Below are 26,572 nucleotides of genomic sequence, written 5' to 3' on the forward strand. Positions count from 1 at the left end.
TCACGCGGCCGCCCCCGTCCGCACGCGGATCCGGTGCTCGAAGGCCCGGCAGAGCGCGTGCACCAGCACGAGCTGCGCCTCCTGCACGTTCGAGCCGTGGCCCTCGAGCGCGATCGACTCGTCGCAGGCCTCGGTCAGCGGGTTCGGTCCGTTGCCGGTGAGCGCCCAGGTGCGGGCGCCGGCCGCGCGGGCCGCCTCGGCCGCGTGCAGCAGGTTGGCGCTGCGGCCGCTGGTCGAGAGCAGCACGACGACGTCGCCGCTGCGGGCGTGCGCGGTGACCTGGCGGGCGAAGACGTGGTCGAAGCCGTAGTCGTTGCCGATCGCGGTGAGGCTCGAGGTCTCGGAGTGCAGCGAGATCGCGGAGAACGGGATGCGATCGCCGTCGAAGCGGCCGACCAGCTCGGCGGTGAGGTGCTGCGCCTCCGCGGCCGAGCCGCCGTTGCCGGCCGCGAGCAGCCGGGCGCCGGTGTGCAGGCGGTCCGCCAGCTCGACGCCCCAGGCGACGATCCGGTCGGAGTGCCGCTCCAGCTGCGCGACGACGTCGAGCGCGCGGGCGACGTGGTCGTCGACGAGGCGCCGGGCGGCGTCCGTCGAGGTGTCGGACGGCGTGCCCGTCGGGGTGTCCAGAACGGTGTCGATGCTCATCTGCGCGGGGCCGCCTTCCGGGGGGTGGAGGAGAGGGAGGTGCGAGCGGTGCCGCTCATGGCGGCACCGCCGTCGCCGAGTCCGGCGAGGGTGGTCAGGTAGGCGCGCTCGGTGTCCGCGGCGACGCGGTCCCAGGAGTAGCGGGACTCGACGCGGGCGCGGCCGGCGGCTCCGTAGGCGCGGGCGCGCTCGGGGTCGGCGATCAGCGCGGCGAGGGCCGCGGCGAGGGCCTCGGGGTCGCGCGGCGGGACGTGCACGCCGGTGACGTCCTCGACGACCGTGTCGATCAGCCCGCCGACGGAGGAGGCGACCACCGGCACGCCGCAGGCCATCGCCTCCAGCGGGGTGATGCCGAACGGCTCGTACCAGGGCGCGCAGATCACGATGTCGGCGGAGCGGAGCATCGCCGGCATCTCGGTCTGCGAGAGCTGGCCCGCGAAGACGACGCGGTCGGCGACTCCGAGGCCCTCGGCGACGCCGTGCAGGCGCTGGTACTCCGGGTCGGCGATGAGCGCGTCGCCCGAGCCGGAGCCGCCGACGACGACCAGCTCGGCGTCGCAGCCGTCGGCGACCAGGCGGGCGAGCGCCTCGATCGCGTGGCCCATGCCCTTGCGGGGCACGAGGCGGCCGATGCTCATCAGCCGGACGCGCGCGGTGCGCTCGGCGACGGGTCCGTCGGGCGTGAAGCGCTCGAGGTCCACGCCGCAGGGCACCACCGAGATGCTCGAGGTGGGCACGCCGAGGCCCTTCAGCTCGAAGGCCTCGTCGGAGCAGGTGGCGACGACGCCGTCCGCCCGCTGGCCGACACCGGGCTCGAGCCAGGCGCGCTCCTCGGGGCTGGTGTCGAGCGCGCCCTGCTGGCGGCGCTTCACGACGCCGAGCGCGTGGAAGGTGTGGAAGACGGGCACTCGGCGCCCGGTGGCGCGCTCCACCCGCTCGGAGGCGTCGAGCGCGGCGACCCCGGACATCCAGAAGTGGCTGTGCACCAGGTCGGGGCGGGAGTCGAGCCAGTCGTTCGCGAGGTCGACGGCGAAGTCGCCCATGAACGGCAGCAGCTCGTCCTTGGAGACCTTGGCGGCCGGGCCCGCATCGATGTGCACGACCTCGACGCCGGAGGTGAAGGGCACCCGGCGGGGGAGCGACGCGTCGTCGCGCCGGGTGTAGACGGTCACGCGGTGGCCGCGGCGCGCGAGCGCGTCGGCGAGGGCCGCGACGTGCACGTTCTGGCCGCCGGCGTCCACGCCGCCGAGCGTCGCCAGCGGGCTGGCGTGCTCGGAGACCATCGCGATCGAGAGGGGACGGGGGGTGCTCATCGGGTGCTCCCTTCGCGGGTTCCGGCGGTGGAGAGGGTGCGCGGGGCGGCGGCGAGGTCGCCGAGCAGCTCGTCCCAGTCGCGGTGGAACCGGCCGAGGCTGTAGCGGGCGAGCGCGGCCTCGCGGGCGACCGCGCCGGCGACGGCGGCCCGCTCCGGGTCCTCCATCAGCGCACGGGCGGCTGCCGCCAGCGCGTCGAGGTCGTTCGAGACCGCCCCGGCCTCGGGCGGCACAGCGCGGCCGGCCTCCGTGGTCTCCAGCGCCACGACCGGCATCCCCAGGTGCATCGCCTCGAGCAGCGCGAGGCCGAGCGAGGTCCAGCGGAACGGGTGCAGGTAGACCCGGCGGCGGGCCAGCTCCGCGTGCATCGCGCCGGTCTTCACGTCGCCGAGCACGTCGAGGCGGTCGGCGGGCAGCCCGGGCGTCCCGACGAGACCCTCGGTCTTCATCCCGAAGACGTCCAGCGGGGCGACCGCGGCGAAGCGCGGCAGGAGGTCGGTGCCGGTCACCCGCCGCCGGCGCACCGGCTCGTTGATGACGACGCCGAAGCGCGCGAGCTCGCCGGTGTAGAGGGGGCCGGGGTCGTTGATCCCGTGCTCGATCACCGTGGTGCGCGTCGATCCGGTGTCCCACATCAGCGCGTTGAAGTGCGTGACGTGCACGAGGAGGAGGTCGTCGCGGTCGGCGAGCGGGTGGCGGTTGTCGGGCACGTCGCCGCGGGGCGTGTTGTGCTCGACGTAGACCGCCGGGATCTCGCGGCCGAGCCGGCGGCCGAGCAGGCGCTCCGCCTCGGCCAGCTCGTCGGGGCGCTGGAGGAGGACGACGTCGACCTCGGCGTCGCGCAGCTCCTCCGGGGCGATCTCGACGGTGTTCGGCCAGTCGCGGCCGCCGGTGCCGAGGCCCCAGCCGTCGCGGGCGGGGGTGGTGGGCAGCAGGTACTCGTGGTCGCCGCGGACGAACGCGTCCGCCCAGCCGCCGTGCACGTGCCAGAGCAGGATCCTCATGCGAGCGCCTCCGAGGGTGTCGTGGTGGATGTCGTGGAGTCGCGCCGCGGGAGCGCGCGGAGCCGGTGGGCGGCGGCGACCGCCTCCTCGGCGCTCACTCCTGCGAGGCAGGGGTGGCCGGGAACGGGGCAGACGCGGGCGCGCGAGCCGGCGCAGGCGGCCTGCTGGTCGCCGAGCAGCTCGACCGGGACGCCGTAGGGCGCCCAGCGGATCGCCGGGACGACGGGCGCGAACAGGCTGACCACCGGGGTGCCGACAGCCGCCGCCAGGTGCGCCGGCCCGGTGTTGCCGCTGATGACGACCTCGGCGCGGGCGAGCACCTCGGCCGCGCCGGCGAAGTCGGTCGCGCCACCGAGGTCGATGCCGCGGCTGCCCGCGACCTGCGCGGTCAGCGCGCGCTCGCCGGGGCCGCCGGTGACGGCGACCGCGACTCCGGAGTCGGCGAGCAGCTCGACCGCGCGCGCCGCGTTCTCGGCGGGCCAGGCCCGCGCGGGAACCGCTGCACCGGGATGCACGACCACGTACGGTCCGACGCCCTCGAGCGCGTCGGGGAGGACGCTTTCGCGATTCACCCGCAGGAGCCCGTCGTCGCCCTCGGGCAGCGCGAAGCCCGCGGCCGCCGCGATGGCGAGCGCGCGCTCCGGCTCGGGCTGGTCCTCCTCGAGCGTCTCGCCGGGCACCAGCCGCACGTCGAGCAGGGCGCCCGCGAAGTCGACGGACGCGCCGGAGATCCGCGCGACGCCCGACAGGCGCAGCAGCAGCGCGAGCGGCAGCGGCGACTGGTGGAAGGAGGTGAGGATCACGGCCTCGTCCGGAGCGAACTCCTCGACGATCGACCGCAGCTCCGCCACGAGGGCGGCGTCGACCGGGCGCGAGGCGTCGCCGATCCACGGGCAGGACCAGGTGCGGACCCGCGTCGGCCCCGGCAGCAGCGCCGCGGCGGGCGCGCCCTGCGGTCCCGCGAGCAGCAGCACCTCGGCGTCGGCCGCGATCGCGCGGACGGCCGGTCCGCAGAGCAGCACGTCGCCGGCGCTGTCGAGGCGCGCCACCAGCACGCGGCGGGTCATTCGGCGTCCTCGTCCGGCTGCATCGCCAGCAGCAGCTCGACGGCCTCGAGGAGCGTCGCCGCGCGCAGCGGAGCGGCGGCCACCTCCTCGGCCCGGGTGATCGGGGTGGGCACGAGCACGCCGCGGGCCCCCGCGGCCGCAGCCGCGCCGACGTCCGCGCCGATGTCGCCGATCACCGCGAGGGAGCCGGCGGGCAGCCCGAGGCTCTGCGCGGCGTCGAGCACCATGCCCGGCGCGGGCTTGCGGCAGGCGCAGCCGTCCTCGGGGCCGTGCGGGCAGAGCATCCAGGCGTCGAAGCCGCCGAACAGCTCGTCGACACACCGGTTCACGGCGTCGGCCTGCGCGCGGTCGATGATGCCGCGGGCGATGCCGGACTGGTTCGTGACGACGCCGAGCTTCAGTCCCGCCTCGCGGGCCCGCTCGACCGCGTCCAGCGCGGTGGGCATCGGCTCGACCAGCGCCGGGTCGCCGTTGTAGGGCACGTCGACCACGAGCGTCGCGTCGCGGTCGAAGAGGATTCCGCGCAGCCGCGCAGCGCGCGGGGCGGGGGCGTCCTCCGCGGTGCGGTGCGCGGAGCCCGGCTGGATCGAGTCGTTCACCTCTCCCTCGTACCCCCCTCCTCCGGGTTCCAAACGCGGGGGAGGAGAAGTGGTCCGCTCGGGCGCGTCGGAGCCGCGGGGCCGCCCGCTCGAGATCCGCGCGTCTGAGGACGCCGGAGCGGGGTACGGGACCTCCGACAGGAAGGAGGCGCCGTGCGCGCTCTCACCGACCCGGACGGAACCCCGGAGATCCTCGCCCTGCGAGCCCTCAAGCTCGGCGACATCCTCGTGGCCGTCCCCGCCCTCAAGGCGCTGCGCCGCGGCTTCCCCGAGCACCGGCTGATCCTCGCGACCACGCCCTGGCTGGAGCCGATCGTCGACCTCATCGACGGCCTCGACGCCCTCGTGCCGACCCTGCGCGGGCTGGACGATCCGCTGCCGGTCGCGCCCGGGCGCATCGAGCTCGCCGTCAACCTGCACGGCAACGGCCCGGAGTCCCGCGACGCCCTGATCGCGCTCGAGCCCGAGCGCCGCCTCGAGTTCCGCGTGCCCGCTCTCGACCCCGACGCGAGCCACGACGACCCGTGCCCGCTCTGGCTCGACGGCGAACTGGAGCGCGCGCGCTGGGCCCGCCTCGTCAACTCGATCGGCCTCGACGCCGACCCCGAGGACGTCGGCATCGCCGTCCCGGCCGTGCCCGCGCCCGTCGACGGCGCGGCGATCGTGCACATCGGCGCGTTCTACGGCTCGCGCGAGTGGCCGGAGGAGCGCTTCGCCGCGGTCGCGCAGTCGCTGGCCGCCGAGGGGCACCGCGTCGTCTACACCGGAGGCGCGAACGAGGCCGACCGCGCCCGCCGCGTCGCCGAGCTGGCCGGAACGGGCGAGGTGCTCGCCGGCGCGATCGACCTGAGCGGGTTCGCCGCGGTCGTCGCCGCGGCCGAGGTGCTCGTCACGGTCGACACCGGTGCCGCGCACCTGGCGTCCGCCTACGGCATCCCGTCGGTCGTGATCTTCGGACCGGCGCCGCCCGAGGCGTGGGGCCCGCCGGTGAGCGGACCGCACGTCGTGCTGACCGACGCGTCGCTGCGCCGCGGCGACGTCTTCTCCTCCGAGCCCGACCCGGCGCTGCTCGCGGTGCGGACCGAGGACGTCCTCGACGCGCTCGCCACCCTGCCCTCGCGCGCCGACGCGCACCTCAGGCGGTCCGCAGCCGCGCCGCAGGGTGGACGGGCGTGACCACGGCGACCGACGCTACCCGCGCGCGGTTCGTGGGCTGATGACTGCGCGACGGGGCGCCGAGGCGGTCGGCGAGCTGCGCGAGGATCCGGCGCTGCAGCCGCGAGACCTGCATCTGCGTGGTGCCGAGCGCGTCGGCGATCTGCTGCTGCGTCATCTCCTCGACGAAGCGCATCCGGAGCAGCTCGCGCTGGCCGTTCTCGAGCTCGGCGAGCGCCCGGGCCAGGCCGTGCCGGCGGTCGATCGCCGCGAGGTCCTCGTCCTCCCCGCCGATCGTCTCGGCCAGCCGGACGCCGGTCTCGCCGACGGTCTCGTCGAGGGAGAGCGGATGCCCGGCCGCGCGCGCGTCGGCGACCTCGGCCGGCTCGACGCCGAGCCGCGCGGCGATCTCCCGATCGCTCGGGTGGCGGCCGAGCTCCTGCGCGAGCTCGTCGGCGACGACGGCCGAGCGGCGGTGCAGCTCCTGCACGCCGCGGGGCGGGCGGATCATCCAGCCGAGGTCGCGCAGGTGGCGCTTGAGCTCGCCGGTGATGGTGGGCACCGCGAAGGCGGCGAAGCTGTCGCCGCGCTCCGGCGTGAAGCGGCGGGCGGCCTTGACCAGCCCCACGTAGGCGACCTGGCGGAGATCCGCGCGGTCGCCGCCGGCGCGGGACACCCGGTTCGCCATCGCCTCGGCCAGCCCGAGGTGGTCGAGCACGATGCGCTCCCGGATGCGGGCGCCCTCGGCGTCGTCGGCGGTCGCCGCCGCTTGGAAGAGCGAGAGGGTGCGGGCGTCCTTCTCCTCGCGCGGCGAGGCGGGCTCGCTCGGCGAGTCGGTCGCGGGGGCGAGCGCTGCGAGGGCGGTGTCGAGAACGACCGTGCTCATCGGGACCCCTTTCCGGGCATGCTGGCGCGTCCGGGGCGGCGGGATGCGACGCGCTCGTCGTCGAGCGGCCCCGGGGGAGAAGCAGTAGCCACAGGCCACCACTGCTCCTCCCGTTGGAGAAGTCCGTTGACTCGGAGCACTGCTTCGCGCTAAGAGCTCCTGCCGCCCGCGAGCCGGATCGGTCCCGCGAGCCGGACCGACGCCCGAGTCGGCCCCCTGTCCAGTCCGGGCGCCGATCCCCGCCCCGCCGCTAGAATCGCCCCGTATGTCTGAGCTCACCCCGCCCTCCGATCGCGCCCACGACGCGCACCCGTTCACGACCGCGACCGGGAGCGACGTCCGCGTCCGCTTCTGCCCGTCCCCGACCGGGACGCCGCACGTCGGCCTCATCCGCACCGCCCTGTTCAACTGGGCGTATGCGCGGCACACCGGAGGCACCTTCGTCTTCCGGATCGAGGACACCGACGCGGCCCGCGACAGCGAGGAGAGCTACGAGCAGCTCATCGACGCGCTCCGCTGGCTGAAGCTCGACTGGGACGAGGGCGTCGGCGTCGGCGGCCCGCACGGCCCCTACCGCCAGTCCGAGCGCAGCGACGTCTACACCGACGTCATCCAGCGCCTGCTCGCCTCCGGCCACCTCTACGAGAGCTACTCGAACGCGGAGGAGATCGACGCCCGCAACGAGGCGTCCGGCCGCGCCAAGCAGCACGGCTACGACAACTTCGACCGCGACCTCACCGAGGAGCAGCGCGCCGCCTTCCGCGCCGAGGGCCGCAGCCCGGCGCTCCGCCTGCGCGTCCCGGACGCCGACCTCTCCTTCGACGACCTCGTCCGCGGTGAGATCACCTTCCCGGCCGGCTCCTTCAGCGACTTCGTCGTCGTCCGCCCCAACGGCCAGCCGCTCTACACGCTGGTGAACCCGGTCGACGACGCGCTGATGCAGATCACGCACGTCCTCCGCGGCGAGGACATCCTGCCCTCCACCGCGCGCCAGATCGCGCTGTACCACGCTCTGATCGACATCGGACTGACCACGTTCGTCCCGCGCTTCGGCCACCTCCCCTACGTGATGGGCGAGGGCAACAAGAAGCTCTCCAAGCGCGACCCCTCCGCCAACCTCTTCCACCACCGCGACCGCGGCTTCATCCCCGAGGGCCTGGTCAACTACCTCGCCCTTCTCGGCTGGTCGCTCACCCACGACCGCGACGTCTTCTCGATCGACGAGATGATCGCCGCCTTCGACGTCGCCGACGTGAACCCCAACCCGGCCCGCTTCGACCTCAAGAAGGCCGAGTCGATCAACGGCGACCACATCCGCCTGCTCGCGGTCGACGACTTCACCGAGCGGACGATCCCCTACCTGATCGCCGCCGGCGTCCTCGAGACCGAGCCGACCGCCGACCAGCGCGCCGTCCTCGACGCCGCCGCCCCGCTCGTCCAGGAGCGCATCGGCCTGCTCGGCGAGGCGCCTGGGATGCTCGGCTTCCTCTTCACCACGGCCGACGCCCTCTCCTACGACGAGGACGCGCTGAAGGGCCTGCCCGCGAACGCCGGCGAGGTCCTCGCCGCGTCGATCGGCGCCCTCGAGCTCGTGCCCGAGGGGGAGTGGCTGACCGCCTCGATCCAGGAGGCGCTCGCCTCCGCGCTGATCGAGGGCCTGGGCCTCAAGCCCCGCATCGCCTACGGGCCGCTGCGCACCGCGATCTCGGGCCGCCGCGTCTCGCCGCCGCTGTTCGAGTCGATGGAGATCCTCGGCAAGTCCGAGTCGATCGCGCGCCTCGCCCGCCTCGCCGACACCCGGAGCTGATCGTGGCGGAGGTGCAGGGCGGCCACTACGACGTCGTCATCATCGGCGCCGGCCCCGCGGGGCTCTCGGCGGGGCTCAACCTCGTCCGCGCGCGCCGCAGCGTGCTGCTGCTCGACAGCAACCGCCCGCGCAATGCGGCGACCCTGCACTCGCACGGCTTCCTCACCCGCGACGGCGTCTCGCCGCTGGAGCTGCGCCGCCTCGGCCGCGCCGAGCTCGAGCAGTACGACGAGGCCGAGGTGCACAACGCCATGGTCACCGCCGTCGAGCGCTCGGGCGGCGAGTTCGTCGTCACCGCGAAGGGCGTCCGCGGCTCGGCCGACCGCTCGGTGCTGGCGACCGCGGTCGTCGTCGCGGGCGGCCTCTCCGAGCGCCTGCCGACGCTCCCCAGCCTCCGCGCCTACTACGGCACCGCCGTGCACAGCTGCATGGAGTGCGACGGCTACGAGAAGGCCGGCGAGCCGCTGGCCCTGATCGGCGAGACCGCCGACCTCGCCGAGCGCGCCATGCTCCTCTCGCAGTGGTCGACCGACCTCATCGTCTTCACCAACGGCGTCGGAGTCGTCAGCGACACCGACGAGTCGCTCCTGAACTCGATCGGCATCCGCATCGAGCGCCGCCCCGTCGCGGACCTGGTGGGGGAGCGCGCCGTGATGACCGGCGTCGCCCTCGCCGACGGCGATGTGATCCCGCGCACCGGCGCCTTCGTCCGCCCGGTCTGGGTCCCCGTCCTCGACTACCTCGACCCGGCCGGCCCCGAGGTCGACCCCGACGGCTTCCTCCGCGTCGACGCCGGCGGCCGCACCTCTGTCCCCGGCCTCTACGCCGCCGGCGAGGTCACCGCCCCCGGACCGCAGCAGCTGATCGTCGCCGCGGGCTCCGGCGCGCAGGTCGCCTCGGCGATCAACCGCGACCTCGTCCGCGCCCGCCTCGGCGAGGCCGCGCCCGAGTCGGAGGCCCTCGCCGTGCACGATCGCGGAGCCGATTTGAGCGGCGTGCGTCCGTAGGGTACTGTCGTCTCTCGGCGCCGAGTTCCACTCCGGCCGCCGCCTGGTCCCGGCCTCACCGCCGGATGACCATTGGGGTATGGTGTAATTGGCAACACGACTGATTCTGGTTCAGTTGTTCTTGGTTCGAGTCCAGGTACCCCAGCTATAGTGCTCTTATTCTTCTCCGAGGCAGACTGGAAATTGTTCAGGATTTGAAGAGTTTTCTACGGAAATTTCGAGATTGTCTTAGTTTCCCGTGACAGCTTGCGGGTTTGTTCTTATAGCCACCGCGGCGTCGTGGAAGGCATAGGTGGCTGCCGTTTGCTCAGCCTCGATCTGGATAGTTTTGCCCTCCTAGTAGACGCGCAGGCAGACAAAGAACGCTTGAAGCAACTCGCGGCGCACCGTGTCTGGTGCATTGTGATACTGCTGGTCAGGGTTGCGCGGCAGGTGAAGGCACGCCAGGGCCGTCTCCGCACCGTCGCGCAGTCGGTCCGCAGCTCGCGCCAGCTTCTCCTGAAGTAGCACCTTCTGGCACCCTCTCTTCGAGCTTGGCGCGGAACCGCGAAATCGCAAAGGTGCCCGTGGCGGCGAGGTCGACGAGGCGCTCTTCCTGAGCTTCGAGGAGCGCCATTCGGCTCTGCAGCCGCGCCGCGATCGTCGAGTCGGAGCGTTCCACCGACTCATTTCAGGCGAGTGATGCACCGTGGTGGGGCGCTACGCATCTGGGTTGATCCGGAGGAGCCCTGTAGTTGCAGTAGTCAAAGTTGGCGGGCCCCGGGCGCCTGTCACGTCAAGGTGAAACCGACGGCCAGCCAAGCGGGACTGTGGTGGGGGGTGGTACAAAATGCCAGTTCAGCGTGAAAATTAGGGCAGCGATCCGCGACCTGCTGAGCAACCACCCGGTCGCGCCACCCCGAATCGAGTGCATCCCCGACGACGCCCGCGCGCCCCGATACCCTGAGAGCAAGTCCTGGGGAAGTAACTGTGATGCGCGCACAAACGCGTAGGAGGAGCCATAGAGCATGACCCGAACCACATACAGCCGATCGAGGCTTGCATCCGAGGAGCGCCTTGGTGAGCACGGGGCGACCGACCAGTCGCCGAAGGTGGTGACGAGATAGTGGGCCTGAAGAAGTCGGACCTCTACAGCTCCCTATGGGCGAGCTGTGACCAGCTCCGTGGCGGCATGGACGCAAGCCAGTACAAGGACTACATCCTGACGATGCTGTTCATGAAGTACGTCTCGGACAAGGCGAAGTCGGATCCCGACAGTCTCATCGAGGTCCCCGAGGGCGGCTCGTTCGACGAAATGTTCGCGACCAAGAACGACAAAGAGATCGGTGACCGCTTCAACAAGATCATTGGCAAGCTTGCCGATGCCAACGGTCTGCGTAACGTCATCGACCAGGCCGACTTTAATGACCCCGAGAAGCTCGGCAACGGCAAGGAGATGCAGGACCGCCTCTCGAAGCTCGTGACGATCTTCAGAGATCTCGACTTCCGCGGCTCCCGGGCAGAGGGCGACGACCTGCTGGGCGACGCGTACGAGTACCTGATGCGTCATTTCGCCACGGAATCGGGCAAGAGCAAAGGGCAGTTCTATACTCCAGCCGAGGTCTCGCGCGTGCTCGCCAGGGTTGTGGGTATCAACAGTTCGACGCGCCAGGATGAGACGGTCTACGACGCAGCCTGTGGATCGGGGTCTCTGCTGCTGAAGGCTGCCGCTGAGGCTCCTCGCGGGATGACGATCTACGGCCAAGAGAAGGACAACGCGACTTGGGCGCTCGCAAAAATGAACATGATTCTGCATGGCAACGCGACTGCAGAGATCCACAAGGGCGACACGATCACGAGCCCGCAGTTCACCAACGGCAACAGTCTGAAGACCTACGACTACATCGTGATGAACCCACCGTTCTCCATCAAGTCGTGGAACAACGGTCTCGAGGAGGACTTCGGTCGGTTCGAGTATGGCATGCCGCCCGAGAAAAACGGTGACTACGCCTTTCTCCTTCACGCCCTTACCTCACTGAAGTCTGAGGGCAAGGCGGCCGTCATCTTGCCCCACGGCGTTCTCTTCCGCGGCAACGCCGAAGGGAGCATCCGTCGCGAGCTCCTCAAGCGCGGCTTCATCAAGGGCGTGATCGGTCTGCCGGCGAACCTCTTCTACGGCACCGGCATCCCGGCGTGCATAGTGCTCCTCGATAAGGAGAACTCCGCCAGTCGGACAGGAGTCTTCATGGTGGACGCGAGCAAGGGCTTCACCAAGGACGGCAACAAGAATCGCCTCCGCGACCAGGACATCCACAGGATTGTCGACACCTTTAACCGTCAGGTGCCTATCGACGGCTACTCGCGCATGGTGCCGATGAGGGAGATTGCCGATCCAAAGAACGACTACAACTTGAACATTGCGCGCTACATCGACAGCTCGGAGCCCGAGGATCTTCAGAATCTGTCGGCGCACCTGCACGGCGGCATCCCCACCCGTGACATCGACGCGTTGCAGAAATACTGGGATGCGTTGCCCGCGCTGAAGGGCGCGCTGTTCGAGCCGCGCCGCGAGGGCTACTTGAAGCTCAAGGTCGAGCCTTCGGAGGTTCAGGACTACGCCCTCAACCGCAGCGGACTAGAATCGATCCGCCAAGAAGTGGCGTCTGTTGTGACGAACTGGTTCGAGGCTCACCGCAGCGCACTGCTCGGTATCACCGCCGACACGAAGCCGAATGACCTAATCCGAGATCTCGGCGATGATCTGCTCGCGCGCTTCAAGGACGTGCCGCTCCTCGACGAGTACGACGTCTACCAGCAGTTGATGAGCTACTGGAACGACATGATGCATGATGACGTCTACTTGATCATGGCCGAGCTCGGCAACGAAGGCTCGTGGGCGAGCGCAGCCAAGCCCCGCCCGACGATCGAGGACAAGGAGCGGAAGCTCACCGAGGATGCCGATCTAGAGATCGGAAGCGGCCGCAGCAAGAAGAAGTTCAAAACGGATCTCATTCCGCCGGCCCTGATTGTGGCTCGGTACTTCGCGGACCAACAGGCCGTAGTTGATGCTCTCAACGTCAAACTCCAGTCAGACTCCGCTGCTGTCGTCGAACACGCCGAAGAGAACGGCGCTGACGAAGGACTCCTTCCCGATGCCACCAATGACAAGGGCGCATATACCAAGAAACTCGTCACTGCGGTGATCCGGGAAGCGAGAGCCGGCCATGATCAGGAGACACTCAAATGCGCTCAAGCTGCCCTCGAGCTCCTGAACACTGAGGCTGCGTCAAAGAAGGCAACTAAGGACGCTCAGGCGACGCTCGACGCGAAGACGCTTCGGAAGTACGGCGAGCTCTCTGTCGATGACGTCAAATCCATCGTGCTTGACGACAAGTGGCATACCGCAGTTGCGGTGAGGATCGGCGATGTGGTCGGCGACCTGACACTCGCGCTCGTCGCACGCATCCAGCAGCTAGGCGAACGTTACGTGAGGACCGTCCTCGAACTGAAGGCTGAGCTGGATGCGTTCGAAGGAAAGGTCGCAACACACCTGGTCGCGATGGGGCTTGAACTGTGAGTGCGTCCACTGACTGGGTGAGCCTTCCTATTGGCCAGATTGCGCAGCTTCGGTTGGGTGGCAACTACAAGAACGGTGCAGATATAACGAATCGACCCCTCATTAAGATGGGCAACATTGCGCGTATTTCCATTGACCTTTCTCGCATTGATTACATCCCTACCTCAGAAAACGTTGACCTAACACATCAGTTGCGCTTTGGTGATGTCCTGTTCAACACCAGGAATACGCTGGAGCTTGTCGGGAAGGTGTCCATTTGGCGCAATGAGCTTCGTCTAGCTTTCTACAACTCAAATATTCTCCGATTGCGGTTTAAGCCAGAAATTTGTGGAGACTCTCAGTATTTTGGGTACGCGCTCAATGCTGTAGAGAATATCAAGGCGATCCGAAACCTCGCGACGGGGACAACCACCGTCGCAGCGATATACACACGGGATCTGCTTAAGCTTGAGGTCCTCGTCCCGTCGAAAGCGGAACAGCGCTCGATCGCGGAAGCCCTGTATGACGTCGATCAGCATATCTCTGCCCTTGAACGGATGATCGCCAAAAAGCAGGCGATCAAACGGGGCATGATGCAGGAGCTCTTGAGTGGCCGCACACGCCTTCCGGGCTTCAATGGCGAGTGGATAGAGGGAGTATGGGGGGAGTTCGCCGAATATATATCGAGTGGTGCTACACCTTCACGTTCCCGGGATGCTTTCTGGGGTGGCTCCATCCCGTGGGTAACAAGCACGGAATTGAAGCGAGGGCTAGTGACGCGCGTGCCGCAAAAAATTACCGAGGCAGGCCGCCGTGCAGCCAACCTTCAAATTTGGCCGGCGGGAACCTTTGTGATGGCAATCACTGGTCTCGAGGCGGCGGGAACGCGTGGTAGCTGTGGAGTCCTCGGCCATGCTGCTGCAACGAATCAGTCCTGCATGGTAGTCGTTCCTAGTGCTCGACTCGATACGGGCTACTTGTTTCAGTACTACCTGTACTATGGCGAGGAACTTGCACTCAAGTACACCCAAGGAACTAAGCAGCAGAGTTACACAGCAGGGCTCGTTCGTGAGCTTCCAATTCGACTCCCAGAGGATGTTTCTGAACAAGGAGCGATCGCCGGTGCGCTCTCCGATGCCGAGGAAGAAGTGCGAGCGCTACAAGTTCGGCTCACTAAGGCGCACGCCATCAAGCAAGGCATGATGCAGCAGCTCCTCACAGGCCGCGTTCGTCTTCCTGTGGAGGCACGGCATGACTAGGCCTAACACAAAGTTTGCACTCAAAGAGCTCGACAACCTCAACTACTCGACCGAACTTGTTCCACATCCGTTTTCGAATGTCATTGGCAGGTCCGTGCGGGGATCGAAAGAGGATATTGCCGCGCAAGTACAGATCCTGAAGCAGATATTGGATCGGGTTGTTGCACGCTGGCGAGTCGAGGTGCCGCACCGAGTGTACATAGCGTGGGCTGACTATGTTAATGCGGCACTGCGCGCGCGTCCGCACATAGAGCGTGCCGACGAGATTCGGCAGAAGCTCGGCGACGACACGCCAGGGATTTCGGGCGCGGACCTGCATACCGGGGTTGGGGGTGGTGCGCGGTTGCTCTGGCAGTCAGGGCACTTTGGACAGCCTGTGCGCGACGCAGCGACGAGGCTCAATGCCGGGACGCACAACAAAGTGGAGCGTCGAGACGTCAGCGAGACGAACCTCTTCAAGCAGTCCTTTTCGCTCGACGAACCGAAGCCCGGGAAGCCGCGGCTACGGCGGATGAGCCCAGAATTCAGCGACATTTACCGCCCCGTGAAGCGCGGGGCGATGTCGCTTGCCAAGGGCGTGTTCGCCGGGATGCGCGATTCGCCCTCGCGGGAATCGGACCAGGAGCTTTCCGACGAGGTAGCGTTTGGGAACCTGGCGTCGCTAAGTGTGCTCGCGCGCTGGGTAAATGAATCAAATGTGGAGCATACCGGGGGAGCATCATGAGCACAGTAGGTCAGATCGAGAAGAAGACGCAGGAGCGCGTCGTCAAGCTGTTCAGGGAGCAGCTCGGGTACGACTACCTTGGCGACTGGCACGACGGCAACCGGACTGGTGGAATCGAGGCCGACATCCTCAGGCAGAACCTGCGCGCACGGAACTACGACGATGCGCTCATCACTCGCGCGATCGAGCGGCTCGAGAAGGTGGCCGCCGTTGGTGTCGGGCGCAATCTGTACGAGGCCAGCCGCGAGGTCTATCAGCTGCTCCGCTACGGCGTGAAGGTGAAGCCGGCCGCCGCCGAATCGACACAGACGGTATGGCTCATCGACTGGCAGACCCCGTCGGCCAACCACTTCGCGGTCGCCGAAGAGGTCACCGTGCTCGGCCAGCACACCAAGCGCCCGGACATCGTGCTCTACGTCAACGGGTTGGCGCTCGGGGTCATGGAACTCAAGCGATCCAAGGTTTCGCTGACGGAGGGGATCCGCCAGTCCATCGGCAACCAGAGCAAGGACTTCATCCGTCCGTTCTTCTCGACCGTCCAGTACCTGTTCGCCGGCAACGATGCCGAGGGCCTTCGCTACGGCGTCATCGACACGCCTGAGAAGTACTGGCTCGAGTGGAAGGAAGACTCGGACGTCGACTCCCTGCTGGACCGTGCGCTGCTCCAGATGTGCGGCAAGGAGCGCTTCCTTGAGTTGATCCACGACTTCATCGTCTTCGACAAGGGAGTCAAGAAGGGGCCGCGCCATAATCAGTATTTCGGCATCAAGGCGGCACAGCAGCGCATCGCGACGCGCGAGGGCGGCATCATTTGGCACACCCAGGGATCGGGCAAGAGCCTAACGATGGTCTGGCTGGCGAAGTGGATCCGCGAGTCTCAGATCGGCACCGATCCCCGTGTCCTCATCATCACTGACCGCACGGAGCTCGACGACCAGATCGAGCAGGTGTTCAAGGGCGTCAATGAGTCCATCTATCGGACCAAGAGTGGCGCGGACCTCATCACTACACTCAACACCTCTGAGGAGTGGCTCATCGGGTCGCTCGTTCACAAGTTCCGTGACAACTCCGACAGCGCTGACTCCGATGACTACATCGCGGAACTCAATGCAGTGTTGCCGAAGGACTTCCGCGCCAAGGGCAACATCTTCGTCTTCGTTGATGAGGCCCACCGCACCCAGTCCGGCAAGATGCACCGCGCAATGAAGCTGGTCCTCCCGGAGGCCATGTTCATCGGCTTCACGGGCACGCCGCTCCTCAAGGCGGACAAGGCGAGCAGTATTGAGACCTTCGGGTCGTTCATCCACACCTACAAGTACAACGAGGCCGTCAGCGACGGGGTCGTGCTTGATCTTCGCTACGAAGCGCGTGACATCGACCAGGATCTGACCTCACCCGCCCAGGTCGACAAGTGGTTCGAGGCGAAAACAAAGGGCATGACCGATCTCTCCCGTGCCGAGCTCAAGAAGCGCTGGGGCACCATGCAGAAAGTCGTCTCCAGTAAGTCTCGCGCGGAGCAAATCGTCGCGGACATCCTGCTCGACATGGAGACAAAGCCGCGTTTGATAAACCGGCGCGGCAACGCAATGCTTGTCGGCGCCAGCATCTATCAGGCTTGCAAGTTCTATGACCTCTTTCTCAATGCGGGCTTCAAGGAGAAGTGCGCGATCGTCACTAGCTATCAGCCGAACGCCACGGAGATCTCGAAAGAAGACGCCGGTGCTGGCAAGACCGAGAAGGTTGCGCAGTACGACACCTATCGTCGCATGCTGGCTGACTACTTCGACGAGTCCGAGGATGCAGCCATGGGGCGCGTCGAGGAGTTCGAGGCGGCGGTCAAGAAGCAGTTCATCGAGGAGCCTGGTCAGATGCGGCTGCTCATCGTGGTGGACAAGCTCCTCACTGGCTTCGACGCACCGAGTGCCACCTACCTCTACGTCGACAAGAAGATGCAGGATCACGGGCTGTTTCAGGCGATCTGCCGCGTGAACCGCCTCGACGGCGACGATAAGGACTACGGCTACATCGTCGACTACCGTGACCTATTCAACTCGCTTGAGAGTGCGATCAACGACTACACCTCGGGCGCCCTTGAGGGGTACGAGAAGCAGGACATCGAAGGACTCCTGACCGACCGCATCGACAAAGCCCGGGAAGATCTTGACGATGCCCTGGAGCGGATTCGCGCGCTCTGCGAGGCCGTGCTTCCGCCCAAGGGGACGGATCAGTACCGTGCCTACTTCGTCGCAAAGGACGCGGGAGACGCGGCGCAGATCAAGGTTAATGAGCCGAAGCGCGTTGAGCTTTACAAGGCGGTCTTCGGTGTTGTCCGCGCGTTCGCCAACATAGCCAACGACATGGCTGAGGCTGGTTTCAGCCCTACCGACATCGAAAGGATTCAGAAGGAGATCGCTCACTACAGTGATGTGCGTGTCGAGGTGAAGCTCGCCGCGGGTGAGGACGTCGACTTCAAGGCCTACGAAGCCGACATGCGCTTCCTGCTCGACACCTACATCAAGGCTGGTGCGTCGGAGGTGGTGTCGGCCTTCGAGGACACGGGCTTGATCGACCTGATCGTGAAGCTCGGCCCGGCTGCCATCGATAAGCTCCCGCCCGGCATCAAGAAGAGCAAGGACGCGGTCGCCGAGACGATCGTCAACAACATGCGCAAGGTGATCATCGACGAGTACGCACTTAATCCGAAATTCTACGACCGGATGAGTGAACTGCTCGATGCGATCCTTGACGAAAGACGCAAACAGGCGCTCGACTACGAGGACTATCTTGCCAAGATCCTCGAGGCCGCGCAGCAGCTCGGGAACAAGGAATCCGGCAAGAGTTACCCCACGTGGGTGAAGCATGGCGGACAGAAGGCGCTTATCGACACGCTGGACGACGACACCGACCTTGCGCGAGCCATAGACGCCGCGGTGCGAAACGTAAAAAAACACGACTGGGTCGACAACCTAATGAAGCGCAAGCAGGTCCGGCAGGCCATAGTCCGCTCGTTGCCTGATTGCGACCCGCGGGTCGACGCCGTCTTTGACCTCATCAAATCGCGTGATGAATATCGCTAGCGCGCACCTAACCGTCCGTGGACTCGATATCGACGTCATCCGTAAGGACATCAAGCACCTTCACGTCGGTGTTTACCCGCCTGCGGGTCGGGTTCGCGTTGCCGCCCCGATGGGGTTCGACGACGAACACATTCGCCTGGCGGTGGTGCAACGGCTTGGCTGGATTCGTCGGCAACGCAAGGTACTCCAGGCTGCTGAGCGTCAGTCTGTGCGCGAGATGATGACAGGAGAGTCCCACTACGTGTGGGGGCTTCGGAAGCGACTCAGGGTAGTCGAGCGCGCCGGCCGCGCAGATGTTGAGGTCGACGGGAATCGACTCACGCTGTACGTGGCACCGGATGCGTCAGTCGAGCAGCGCCGCACCTGCCTCGATCGGTGGTACCGCAAGCAGCTGCGTTCGGCCCTACCAGACTTGATCAGCACTTGGGAGCAGCGCCTTGAGGTGAGCGTGCCAAAGTGGACGATCCGAAAAATGAAGACGAAGTGGGGATCGTGCAACCGCGCTACGCACGACCTTTGCTTTAACGTGGAGCTTGCTAAGAAGCATCCCGACTGCCTCGAGTACATCGTCGTGCACGAGCTCACCCACTACTTCAACGCGAATCATGGTGCACGCTTTACAGCGCTGATGGATTGCAACCTGCCGGATTGGCGGTCGCGCCGCGATGAACTCAACGGGGCGCCTTTGGCGGAAGAGGATTGGACGGCGTGAGTAGTTGAGCGAAGGCCATGACAGCGCGCGCAGCGCCGCGCGCGTTGCAAAAGGAATGGCAGGCGCGTCTGCTGACGAACAGGTGACATCTCATCTGGCTTGCCTGCTAGAGTGGCCTGGAAGATAGGCCGACGAAAGCGTGATTAGCTCATTCTGCTCGCGCTTGACGTGTCGGAGGGCGCTGTCATAGTCAGGGGTGCTAAGGGGAGCGAGCGCTGATGACCGCACGCAAGGAGATGGACCGACAACAGGGATGACAGAAGTCGTCTACTTTGAGGAAGAGTCCGCGTCAGACTTTCGGGATATCTCTGCCGAGTGAACACTAGTGCGATCGATCCGCGCGGCGACTGCTGCTGCCCCATCAGTCCGACGTGCACTACGACGGTCCTCGACCGCCCCGACTCGAGGCCGGCGAAGTGACCCTCGAGGATGTCCCCGACGGCGATCGCCTGATCGTGGTTTCGCGCCTTGATCGGCGAGAGCTTACAGAGGTCGCTGTTAACGATCTCGGGCATCGTCCGCTGGGAGAGGTGCTCCTCCGTGCGCCGACGTCGAACACCTCGTAGAACGTCCGGGGTAGAACTCGCGGTCGAAGTAGTCCGCGTCGATGATCCCGGCGTTGTGGTTCAGGACCGTGAGCCTGCCCTCGCCGGAGAGTATCCGCAGCAGGAAGGACTCGAGGTCAAGCCACACTGACTTGTTGCAGGTGTCGTCCAGGACGTCCTGCACACGCTCGAGTCGGCTCTTCTCGGAGAAGTCCAGATGCTGACGTAGGCGCCCCTCCGCATTGAAGGACTCGCCGCCGTAGACCTCCGCCGCACTGTCGAGGAAGTAGACGACGGGGCAGTTGCGGTGCCGTGGATGGGTGGCTTCCCACGCGCGGACCTGATCTGAGTCGAAGGGCGATCGCTCGAAGCTAGAGCCGGCTCTACTTGTCGCTCCGCCCACGCGCCGTTTCGACGGGGTACTTCCCACGGGTCTTCCGGCGTTTGGCGAGCACGATATCGTCGCGGTCGACGCCGAGCCTGTCGACGGGCGGGAAGCAATAGGTCAGCACGTCGGCGAACTCCTCGACGGCCGAAGGCAGGCGGCGTGCGTCCGGAGGCTACTGTCGTCTTTCGGTGCCGAGTTCTTATTTGGCTGCAACCTTGTCCCGGCCTCACCGCCGGATGAACAGCGGGATATGGTTAAATTAGTGACCAGATTGATTCTGGTTCAGTTGTTCTTGGTTCGAGGCCAGGTACCCCAGCACTGAAGGTCTAGGCACCCCAGCGCTGAATTGCTCGCAAGAGTCGAAGCTTCGCCCGGATCCTCCGCCGCGACGGCTCCTCTCGCCGCCTCCGCTCACTTAGATCTCGCCGGCTGTGCGTCCGCCCGCTGCGATTCCGCTCGCTGTGAGAGCGGCGATCCGGTTTGCGTATCGGCGTCCCGAGGGCGGTCGTGCCCTCCGTCCGGCACCGCCGCACGTCCCGCGCGAACCACCCCGCATCCGCCGTCCGGCCGACGCCCGGGAATCCCGTCCATGCCACGATGAACCTGTACATCGCTCAGAAACCCGCCCCCCGCGGGTTCCGAGAAGGGGGTCCCTCGTCCATGCAATCTGATCTGTTCTGGATCGTCGGCGCCGGCATCGCCGTCGGTGTCGTCCTGCTGCTCGCCATCATCGGCTTCTTCATCTTCCGGGCCTGGTACCAGGTCCCGCAGGCCGACGAGGCCATCGTGATCGTCGGAAAGAAGCAGAAGGGCGACGACGGGCTGACGTCCAACATGACCGTCATCACCGGCGGCGGCGCCTTCGTCAACAAGCTGACCCAGCGCTCCGACCGCATCTCGCTGCGGTCGCGGCAGATCAAGATGGAGCCGGTCGCGCAGACCAAGAACGGCGTGACCATCCACCTCGCGGGCGTCGCCCTCGTCAAGATCGGCTCGACGCCGGATCAGGTGCGCGCCGCCGCCGAGCGGTTCGCCTCGCAGGACCAGTCGATCGACGTCTTCACCACCGAGCAGCTCGAGGGCGCACTGCGCGGCGTCGTCGCGAAGCTCAGTGTCGAGGAGGTCATGCAGGACCGCCAGAAGCTCGGCGACGAGATCGCCGAGGGCATCAAGGGCGACCTGCTCGCCCAGGGACTCGTCCTCGACTCCTTCGCCATCCAGGGCGTCACCGACCGCAACGGCTACATCGAGGCGCTCGGTGCGCAGGAGATCGAGCGCGTCCGCCGCGAGGCCGACGTCGCCCGGATCAACGCGGCCCGCGAGGTCAAGGCCCGCCAGCTCGCCACCGACGAGGCGAACCTGATCGAGCAGACCGCCTTCGACAAGAACACCGCCGCCTCGAAGTCCGAGGTCGGCCGGGCCAACGCCGAGGCCGAGCAGGCCGAGAACCTGGCCCGCGCCGAGCGCGAGCAGGCCGTCCTCGTCCAGCGCGCCGAGAACCGGCAGGCCGAGCTCGACGCCGACGTCAAGCGCGTGGCCGACGCCGAGAAGTACCGGCGCCAGACCGAGGCCGACGCCGACGCCTACGGCCGCGCGAAGAAGGCCGAGACCGACCGCCAGGTCGCGCAGCAGGTGTCCGACGCCGAGGCCTACGCCGTCCAGCGCCAGGCGGAGGCCCGCCAGGCGTCCGCCGCGGCCGAGGCGGCAGCGGTGAGTGCCCGCGCCGAGGCGGAGGCCCACGCGCTGCGCGCCAAGGCCGGCGCCGAGGCCGAGGCCCTGCGCGCGAACGCCTCCGCCGAGGCGGAGGCCATCCGCACCAAGGGTGAGGCGAGCGCGGCCGCGATCCAGGCCGAGGCGGAGGCGCTCCGCGAGAACCAGGAGGCGATCCTGGGCCGCGAGCTGATCGGCCAGCTCCCCTCCCTCATGGCCGAGTTCGCGAAGGGCTACCAGAACGTCGGCACCATCACCCTGATCGGAGGCGACACCGCGGCCACCCACATCGCCCGCGAGCAGGCGGCGAGCCTCTCGGCCACGTTCGACAGCGTCAAGTCCGCGACCGGCGTCGACCTCGGAGCCATCCTGCAGGGCCAGGCCTTCGGCCGGGGCGTGGCCTCGACCTCGGCCGCCGAGCCCGCCCCGTCGGCCGATCCCACCGCCGTCCCCTCGACGAGCTGACCCCCGGGGCCGCCCGCCCTCGACGCGGGCGGCCCCGACCTGCCCCGCCCCCGCCGCTGCCGCCGCATCGATCCGTCACCAACGGCTGCCTCGACGGTCTCCAGACGACCCTCCGCGCCGGGTCGATGCGCCCTCCTGCGCACCGAGCACGCGGAGGCCGATCCGTCCACTCCCGGTGCGCTCCGCAGCTGCGACGTACGCTGGCGCGATGAGGCAGGGTCGGACGCGCGGGTTCGGCCTCGCGGCCCTCGCCCTGACGGCGGTACTCCTGCTGGCCGGCTGCAGCGGCGACTCCTTCCGCGCCGACTTCACACGCACCTTCGCCACTGACGAGGCGGTCGCCCACGTCGAGCTCGCGACGGTCGAGGACATGCCGTTCACCGGCGGCGTCAGCGCCGAGATCGTGGCCCGCGGGGACCTGTCCGACGCCGACCTGACGTCCCTCGCCGAGCGGTTGGCCGCCTTCGCCGCGAAGCGCCCGACGGGTGACGTGCGGATCCTCCTCGACGCCGACGACCTCACCCTGCCCGTGTCCGGCGACGAGGACCTCACGTCCGGCCGGATCGCCGCCGCCCTCGCGCTCCGGGACGCCCCGCGGGTCTCCTCCCTCGCCCTCGCGGCCGATGACAGCGAGGACCGCGTGAGCGGCCTGAGCCTCTTCCTGGCGGAGCAGGCGACCGCCGACGACGCCTTCGCGCTCGCCCGCGACGCCCCCGCGCTCCTCCCCGACGCCCCGCCCCTGCACGTGAGCGTCCAGAGCGCCGACCGCTCGCTGCTCGTCACCGGCACTCCGGGCCCCTGGCTCGACGACGCCCAGCGCCTCTGGACGGCGATCTCGGCCGCCGTCCCCACCGCGGGCTTCCGCGCCGCCCCCGACCACCTCGACGTGACCCTGACGAGCGACGCCGACCGCGCCGCGGCGACACTCGCGGCCGCCGCGGTCCCCAGCGGCGCGACCGCCGTCACGTTCTCCGGCCCCTGACCGCCGAGGACGCCACTCCGTTCGCTGCCCATCACGCAGCGCACGCCAGAATGACGCTCACCGGGCCGACCACGGTCAAAACAGTCCTGATTTCGGTACTGTTTTGGCAGAGGAGGGCGAGATGGGATATCGCAGAGACCTGTGGGAGTTGGCCGCCGCGCGGAGCGGCGTGGTGACCATCGCGGAGGCGGGGGATGCCGGCGTTCCGGCCGTCGAGGTCCGGAAGCTCGCTGCTCGTGGGGCGCTCCGGGCGCACGGCCAGGGTGTGTACACGCACCGCGACGTGCCGACGACCCGGGTCACCCAGCCGGCGATCGCCGTCGCGCTCGCGGGGGAGGGTGCGTTCCTGCATCGGGAGTCCGTGCTCGATCTGCTGACACTCGGGCAGTTCAATCCGCCGAAGGTGCGCGTGGGCACCCGCCGCCGGGTTCGGCGGGCTCTGCCGGACTGGCTCGATCTGCAGAACCGGACCGACCTCTCCGACCACGAGCTCACCCGCTACGAGGGTGTCCCGGCGACGACCGTTCGGCGAGCGCTGGAGGACATGGAGCACCGGATGCCGCCCGACCGCTGGTCCGCCCTGGTCGAGGAGGCAGGGCGGCGGGAACTGGTCGAAGACCAGGAGGTCAGGACGTGGACGGCAGCGGCGCGATGACGGCGGTGCCTCCGCTGAACGTGACACAGCTGAACGAGAGACTCGCGCAGTCGGCGAGCGAGCTGGGGATCCCGGTAGCGCGTGCACGGGTGATGCTCTGCACGCTGATCGTGTCGCAGATGCTTCCCGACTCCGTCGCGGTGAAGGGTGGAATGGGTGTGAAGCTCCGCTTCGGTGAGCGCGGCACTCGCGCCACCTCGGACTTCGATGTCTCCACCCGTGACCGCGGGGAGGAGTTCGAGCGCGACTTCCGCTCGCGTCTGGCCGAGGGGTGGGGCGCGGTTCCGGCGTCCCGGGGCGAGCAGCGCCGCGACCCGGATGCGCCACCCCGTGTGGCGTTCACCGCGACGGTGCGCGCCGTCAGGCTCCACGATCCAGGGCTCACCCGCCCCGAGTACGTGATGCACCCTTACCGGGTATCGATCGCTTTCCTCGGCAGTTCTTGGGGTGCCCTCGACGTCGAGGTGTCCGACCCGGAGACGGAGCCGGACGGACACCTGCCTTCGAAGATCGACGACGAGCTCGTGCGGTTCGGGGCCGCCTTCGGCTTCGGTGATCTGCGGCCCGTCCGGGTGGTCGGTCTCGAATACCAGATCGCGCAGAAGCTCCACGCCGTGACCGACCCCACCTGCGTGCGGGCGCACGATCTGGTCGACCTGCAGCTGCTGTGGGAGGCCGGTCCCGATCCGGCGCTCGTCCTCAGCCTGTGCGTCCGGACCTTCGGCTGGCGACGTCGACAGCCGTGGCCGCCTCTCCCTCTGCGGTCCATGGACGGCTGGGGGTCCGCCTATCAGGACGCTCGTGCGGAGACGGAGGTCGGTGGTCGGACTCCGGTTGTGCCGACAGCCGATGCTGCGAGGACCTGGCTGACCCGGATCCTCGAGGAGGTCGCCGGCTGTGGCGACACTGATGGGTGAGCTGATGACCTCGGACCCCGCTCAGAAGTAGCGCGCCAGGTGCGCGCGGAGCGCTTCGTCGCAGACGTACACGTAGGTCCCCCTGATTCCGCGGGTGAGCAGCACCGTGTAGATGTTGCGGACGTACGCGAGCAGGTCCTCGTCGCTGTAGGTGATGCCGAGCTTCTTGTTGTTCTCGCGGCCCTTCTTGTCGAAGGAGTGCGCGCGATCGAAGACGATGCGGCCCGAGGCGGTGTCGTAGCGCAGGTCCCGGCCGATGATCACTCCGGCGTAGTTGAGGTCGTAGCCCTGCACCGTGTGAATGGAGCCGACCTCGTCGATCGCGCCGGCGGAGTTGATCCAGTCGCGCTGCGTCTGATTCCAGCGGAGCGATTCGTCGCCGATCACGATGTCGAAGGCGCCCTTGTCCGTCTTCGTGACCCACTTCCACGCATAGCCGGCGACCAGGCGCGAGAGGCCGTGCTCCAGGTCACGCTGAACCACGGCCCGCCGCAGCTCGCTCGGATCGTCGAAGAAGCGCAGGTCGTACCCGCCGAAGTCCTCGCGATGCTCGGGAGGCTCGTCGGACAGCACTGCGCGCACGTAGCCGACGTAGTCCTTGTCCGCGGCGACGCGCATCTGCGAGCGGAGCGGGTAGAGCCGACCCGCGGCCGACGCCTCCGCCAGCACCCCGCGGGTGACCCGGGCGGGCAGGTCCGCCGGGCGCACGGTCTGCGCGGTGTCCAGCATCAGGATCGTGTGCCGGCTCTGCGCGCGGATCCAGTCGAGCTGCGTGTGCTCCAGCGAGTCCTCGCCGAAGAGGTGCTCGTTGATGTCGATGAACTTCCGGTTGAGCGGCCCCGACGGCTGGTTCGCGCGCTGGCTGAGCCGGTGCGCCTCGTCCACGAGCAGCAGATCGAACGGCTCGTGGCTCTCGCCGACCTGGAACGGCGTCAGCACGGGGTCCTTCGACAGCCCCGGCGTGAGGGTGAACACCCGCGAGATCGACCCGCGCAGCGACTGCTGCGGCACGACGAGGCCGACCCGCAGGGTCGACAGCAGCTCGGCGTGCCCCGGGGTGAAGAACTCGCTGAAGACGGAGTCGGCGTCCAGCGGCTCCTCCGGGTCGTGCCGGCGGATGTCCTGCAGGAGCTTCAGCAGGTAGATCGCGACCACGGTCTTTCCGGTGCCCGGGTCGCCCTGCACGACGACGGTGCTCCGCTCGCCGGACTCGAGGTCGGCGAACAGCCCCTCGAGGATGTCCTCGACGGCGACGGCCTGATCATGGTTGAGCGCCTTGAACGGCGACAGCTTGAAGAGGTCGCTGTTGACGATCTCCGGGAGCGTCCGCTGGAAGAGGTGCTCCTGGGTGCGGAGCACCTCGAAGACCTCGTCGAACGTCTCCCGGTAGGAGGCGCGGTCGAAGTAGTCGGCGTCGGTGATGCCGGCGTTCTGATTGAGGACCGTCAGACGTCCCTCGCCGGCGAGCATCCGCAGGAGGAACGACTCGAGATCGAGGCAGGCCGACTTGTTGAACGTGTCGTCGAAGACCACCCGCACGCGCTCGAGTCGGCTCTTCGCCGGCGAGTCCAGGTGCTGGCGCAGCCGTGCCTCCGCGTTCAGCGACTCGCCGACGTAGACCTCCGAGGCGCTGTCGAGGACGTACACGACGGGCCAGTTGCGGTGGCGAGGGTCGGCGGCTCCCCACACGCGCACCCGGTCCGCCTCGAACGGGAGCCGCTCGAGCTCAAAGCCGGTCATGCTTCTCGCTCCGGCCCCGCGCCTTCTCCACCGGGTACTTCGCGCGCGTCTTCTCGAGCTTGTCGAGGACGATCGCGCCGGGATCGACCCCGAGCCGGTCGGCGAGGAGGAAGCAGTACGTCAGGACGTCCGCGAGCTCCTCGACCGCCGCCGGGAGGTCGCTCCCGCCCCACTGGAAGCACTCGAGCAGCTCGCCCGACTCGATGCTGATGCTCTTCGCGAGGTTCTCCGGCGAGTGGAACTGCGCCCACTCCCGCTCCCGGACGAAGGCGCGGAGGGCGTCGAGGACGTCGTCATCGGACATGGCTGCCAACCTACAGCGGTGCTCCCGATACCCCCTTCCTCCGACGAGAGGTGTCCCGCCGCCCCGGTCATCGGAC

Annotated in this window: 21 protein-coding genes and 1 tRNA gene; 13 read left to right on the plus strand and 9 right to left on the minus strand. The window is 67.9% G+C overall.

The window, feature by feature from the left end:
- From MT353_RS18620 to MT353_RS18640, 5 genes are read right to left on the minus strand one after another with little or no spacing between them, the layout of a single operon-like run.
- A complete protein-coding gene (locus tag MT353_RS18620; RefSeq protein WP_243625563.1) occupies nt 1–645 on the minus strand; it encodes an SIS domain-containing protein in 645 nt (214 codons plus the stop codon).
- Nucleotides 642–1,958, minus strand: coding sequence for a glycosyltransferase (locus tag MT353_RS18625; RefSeq protein ID WP_243625564.1), 1,317 nt, complete (start codon nt 1,956–1,958; stop codon nt 642–644). The genes MT353_RS18620 and MT353_RS18625 overlap by 4 nt, the downstream gene beginning before the upstream one ends.
- On the minus strand, nt 1,955–2,962 hold the full coding sequence (locus MT353_RS18630; RefSeq protein ID WP_243625565.1) for a glycosyltransferase: 1,008 nt from the start codon (nt 2,960–2,962) through the stop codon (nt 1,955–1,957). The genes MT353_RS18625 and MT353_RS18630 overlap by 4 nt, the downstream gene beginning before the upstream one ends.
- Nucleotides 2,959–4,029, minus strand: a complete 1,071-nt coding sequence (locus MT353_RS18635) for a glycosyltransferase family 9 protein (RefSeq protein WP_243625566.1) — start codon at nt 4,027–4,029, stop codon at nt 2,959–2,961. Before MT353_RS18635 ends, MT353_RS18630 begins: the two co-directional genes overlap by 4 nt.
- Nucleotides 4,026–4,628 (minus strand): HAD family hydrolase, encoded by a 603-nt coding sequence (locus MT353_RS18640; RefSeq protein WP_308197539.1) that lies wholly within the window; start codon nt 4,626–4,628, stop codon nt 4,026–4,028. Before MT353_RS18640 ends, MT353_RS18635 begins: the two co-directional genes overlap by 4 nt.
- A 153-nt stretch (nt 4,629–4,781) precedes the next feature.
- Between MT353_RS18640 and MT353_RS18645 the strand changes: the two genes are divergently transcribed.
- A complete protein-coding gene (locus tag MT353_RS18645; RefSeq protein ID WP_243625567.1) occupies nt 4,782–5,804 on the plus strand; it encodes a glycosyltransferase family 9 protein in 1,023 nt (340 codons plus the stop codon).
- On the opposite strand, the gene MT353_RS18650 is transcribed toward MT353_RS18645, so the two are convergent.
- Nucleotides 5,764–6,669 carry a sigma-70 family RNA polymerase sigma factor gene (locus MT353_RS18650; RefSeq protein ID WP_243625568.1) on the minus strand — a complete coding sequence of 302 codons (906 nt, stop codon included), beginning with the start codon at nt 6,667–6,669 and terminating at the stop codon, nt 5,764–5,766. The two genes, MT353_RS18645 and MT353_RS18650, sit on opposite strands and share 41 nt — an antisense overlap.
- Before the next feature lie 265 nt (nt 6,670–6,934).
- Between MT353_RS18650 and gltX the strand changes: the two genes are divergently transcribed.
- The 8 genes from gltX (at nt 6,935) to MT353_RS18690 (ending at nt 18,790) form a co-directional block, all read left to right on the plus strand.
- Nucleotides 6,935–8,476, plus strand: coding sequence for a glutamate--tRNA ligase (gltX, locus tag MT353_RS18655; RefSeq protein WP_243625569.1), 1,542 nt, complete (start codon nt 6,935–6,937; stop codon nt 8,474–8,476).
- 11 nt (nt 8,477–8,487) lie between these two features.
- Nucleotides 8,488–9,483: an NAD(P)/FAD-dependent oxidoreductase gene (locus MT353_RS18660; RefSeq protein ID WP_374204636.1), complete on the plus strand. Its 996-nt coding sequence runs from the start codon at nt 8,488–8,490 to the stop codon at nt 9,481–9,483.
- Between the two features lie 73 nt (nt 9,484–9,556).
- Nucleotides 9,557–9,628: transfer RNA gene (locus tag MT353_RS18665), tRNA-Gln, on the plus strand.
- Between the two features lie 960 nt (nt 9,629–10,588).
- Nucleotides 10,589–13,039 carry a class I SAM-dependent DNA methyltransferase gene (locus MT353_RS18670; protein WP_243625570.1) on the plus strand — a complete coding sequence of 817 codons (2,451 nt, stop codon included), beginning with the start codon at nt 10,589–10,591 and terminating at the stop codon, nt 13,037–13,039.
- A gap of 17 nt (nt 13,040–13,056) precedes the next feature.
- Nucleotides 13,057–14,277 (plus strand): restriction endonuclease subunit S, encoded by a 1,221-nt coding sequence (locus MT353_RS22060; protein ID WP_243625571.1) that lies wholly within the window; start codon nt 13,057–13,059, stop codon nt 14,275–14,277.
- On the plus strand, nt 14,270–15,001 hold the full coding sequence (locus tag MT353_RS18680; RefSeq protein WP_243625572.1) for a TIGR02391 family protein: 732 nt from the start codon (nt 14,270–14,272) through the stop codon (nt 14,999–15,001). Before MT353_RS22060 ends, MT353_RS18680 begins: the two co-directional genes overlap by 8 nt.
- Nucleotides 14,998–18,078, plus strand: a complete 3,081-nt coding sequence (locus tag MT353_RS18685; protein WP_243625573.1) for a type I restriction endonuclease subunit R — start codon at nt 14,998–15,000, stop codon at nt 18,076–18,078. Before MT353_RS18680 ends, MT353_RS18685 begins: the two co-directional genes overlap by 4 nt.
- Entirely contained in the window at nt 18,065–18,790 is a 726-nt protein-coding gene (locus MT353_RS18690; RefSeq protein ID WP_243625630.1) for a M48 family metallopeptidase, read from the plus strand. The genes MT353_RS18685 and MT353_RS18690 overlap by 14 nt, the downstream gene beginning before the upstream one ends.
- 498 nt (nt 18,791–19,288) lie before the next feature.
- On the opposite strand, the gene MT353_RS18695 is transcribed toward MT353_RS18690, so the two are convergent.
- Entirely contained in the window at nt 19,289–19,738 is a 450-nt protein-coding gene (locus tag MT353_RS18695) for a hypothetical protein (protein ID WP_243625574.1), read from the minus strand.
- 645 nt (nt 19,739–20,383) lie between these two features.
- On the opposite strand from MT353_RS18695, the gene MT353_RS18700 reads away from it, so the two are divergent.
- From MT353_RS18700 to MT353_RS18715, 4 genes are all read left to right on the plus strand, one after another.
- Nucleotides 20,384–21,898 carry an SPFH domain-containing protein gene (locus tag MT353_RS18700; protein ID WP_243625575.1) on the plus strand — a complete coding sequence of 505 codons (1,515 nt, stop codon included), beginning with the start codon at nt 20,384–20,386 and terminating at the stop codon, nt 21,896–21,898.
- Between the two features lie 208 nt (nt 21,899–22,106).
- Nucleotides 22,107–22,880, plus strand: coding sequence for a hypothetical protein (locus MT353_RS18705; RefSeq protein WP_243625576.1), 774 nt, complete (start codon nt 22,107–22,109; stop codon nt 22,878–22,880).
- Between the two features lie 103 nt (nt 22,881–22,983).
- A complete protein-coding gene (locus tag MT353_RS18710) occupies nt 22,984–23,535 on the plus strand; it encodes a type IV toxin-antitoxin system AbiEi family antitoxin domain-containing protein (RefSeq protein ID WP_243625577.1) in 552 nt (183 codons plus the stop codon).
- Nucleotides 23,514–24,452: a nucleotidyl transferase AbiEii/AbiGii toxin family protein gene (locus MT353_RS18715; protein WP_243625578.1), complete on the plus strand. Its 939-nt coding sequence runs from the start codon at nt 23,514–23,516 to the stop codon at nt 24,450–24,452. The genes MT353_RS18710 and MT353_RS18715 overlap by 22 nt, the downstream gene beginning before the upstream one ends.
- Before the next feature lie 21 nt (nt 24,453–24,473).
- Here MT353_RS18715 and MT353_RS18720 read toward each other — a convergent pair whose 3' ends face one another.
- The gene (locus MT353_RS18720) at nt 24,474–26,192 is read right to left on the minus strand and encodes a DUF2075 domain-containing protein (RefSeq protein WP_243625579.1); all 1,719 of its coding nucleotides are present in this window, start codon (nt 26,190–26,192) and stop codon (nt 24,474–24,476) included.
- Nucleotides 26,179–26,496, minus strand: coding sequence for a nucleotide pyrophosphohydrolase (locus tag MT353_RS18725; protein ID WP_243598615.1), 318 nt, complete (start codon nt 26,494–26,496; stop codon nt 26,179–26,181). Before MT353_RS18725 ends, MT353_RS18720 begins: the two co-directional genes overlap by 14 nt.
- Between the last annotated feature and the right edge of the window lie 76 nt (nt 26,497–26,572).

The sequence above is a fragment of the Rathayibacter sp. VKM Ac-2927 genome, from assembly GCF_022815525.1.
Taxonomy (GTDB): domain Bacteria; phylum Actinomycetota; class Actinomycetes; order Actinomycetales; family Microbacteriaceae; genus Rathayibacter; species Rathayibacter festucae.